This is a genomic window from Alkalibacterium sp. s-m-28 (assembly GCF_054658175.1).
Map to the genome: position 1 here is coordinate 1 of NZ_BAAGIQ010000184.1, position 1798 is coordinate 1798.

Consider the following 1798-nt stretch of genomic DNA (forward strand, 5'->3'; position numbering starts at 1 on the left):
GTATGATTATGGTGTCAAAACCCCATAATTTTAAGCACTTAATCAACTTGAAATGCTCAAAAGTATACAGTTTTAAAAAATAAAAGAGGGACTCCTCTTTATGCCATCACTTTTTCCTGATTGTGTTGGTGTTTGATGGCTCTTTTAGCGTTTATTGCCATTATTTTTATCCCAAGACTGTGTTTTTTACGCACTCGTCCCCTGAATGGAATTCGGTCGATATCGTAAGCGCGTCGAAGAACAGAAGGAATGCCTTCTACTCCGTTTCTAAAATAAGTATATTTGAGGAATTCTTTCGTCTTCATCTGTTTTGCTTGATTGGCTCGCTGAATCATCCTTGGTGAAATCATTAAGACGTTTGTTTTCTTTTGTTCTTTCATCATGCCATAGGCTTCTTGGTTATCTGAGGCTGAGGAACAGTCCGCTTTATCAAAGACCGCTCGATACATGTCTGTTTTCTCATAATAACTAACCGATTGGGCTTTTAACCCATCGGGAAGTTCGACCATATTCTTTTCTTCATCGATGATAATGCCTGCGTAAGCAGGATTCGGTGAGCGTCCTTTTAATTCGGTAGTTACGAGATCAATCCCATTGGTTTTACCCAAGATTCTTGCGTCTTCAGAATCATAGGCACCATCAGATACAAGAACTGTTGGTTCTTCTTGTTTACCCAATTTTTCAATCGCTTCATAGGCAAAATGAACATCACTTTGTATATTCGCATCAAAAGAATAGTGCGTGATGAAGGAAAGATTTTCATCAACCGTTTCTACAATATTTGCGACATAACCTTTGTGATGTTTCCCAGATTTATAACGATAAGTGGCCTCTGGTTCAATCGGTGTTTGAAGACTTGTGGGACTGATCTCTTTCCCCTTTTTTAGAGAAATAGTCCCATCCTCATCTGTTGTTGTTTGATCATTGATGACACGACAAAGAAGATGAAAGTCTGTGTCCTCTTTTAATGTGGATTCAAATGTTTCTTTCAATCCAAAAGCATCCAAAAGGATGACTTGTAATTTTTCATCATACGGTTGATCACTATGGTAAATAAACTCATTCTCATGATATGAATCGAGGTACTGTTGGTACGCACTCAATTCAAAAGAGGGATATAGTGTTTCTATTTTACGGACGACTCTTTCGATACACGTATAAAGTAATTCGAGTCGAGACAGATTTCGCGTGTTGGAAGCAATCATTAGACTGTCCATTCGCTTTTTCGTTGGGTTGATTTCGAAATACTCCATAAGTTTATCGGACAAAGCTTCCATTTCTGCTTGAATCAGATCAATGCCTGTTTCTAATTCATACAGGTAACACCGTTCTCTGAAACGACTAAACGTTCGATCGCTAACGGGTTGGTCATCCCAGCTGGTTGAATGAAGGGCATGATGAATCGCAATGTCTGTATGGCAACGAAGTTTTAAATCCTCATCCGTCAAAGAAAGAATTTCTTTCAGAATAAGTGCACCTAGAATATAGTTAATCGGTGTATTCGGACGACCATTCTCTTCGTGATAAAGGATTTCAAAGCGCTTTTCATTGATAGCCGGAAAAATTAGTTGGGCAAAGGGTTCTGCCCATGAATTTTTTATCCATTTTTTTGTTCGTTCAGAAGTCTGAATGTAAGAATCATTAAATAAATCCATTTCGTTTTTATTATTTGGTTTAAACGACATGATAGCACCCTCCGTCAGCATTTTGATACGTCTATTATACCAAAAGAGCGGGCAAAATCGCACTGTTAACAAGGAAAAGTAGTAAACCGGTTAGGTTTTGACACCCTAACCAT

1 protein-coding gene is annotated in these 1798 nt (G+C 38.2%); it reads right to left on the reverse strand.

Translation table 11 applies throughout. The features are described 5' to 3' along the window. Positions 1-98: 98 nt before the first annotated feature. Positions 99-1685, reverse strand: coding sequence for a transposase (locus ACYQ4S_RS11805; RefSeq protein WP_344913871.1), 1587 nt, complete (start codon positions 1683-1685; stop codon positions 99-101). Between the last annotated feature and the right edge of the window lie 113 nt (positions 1686-1798).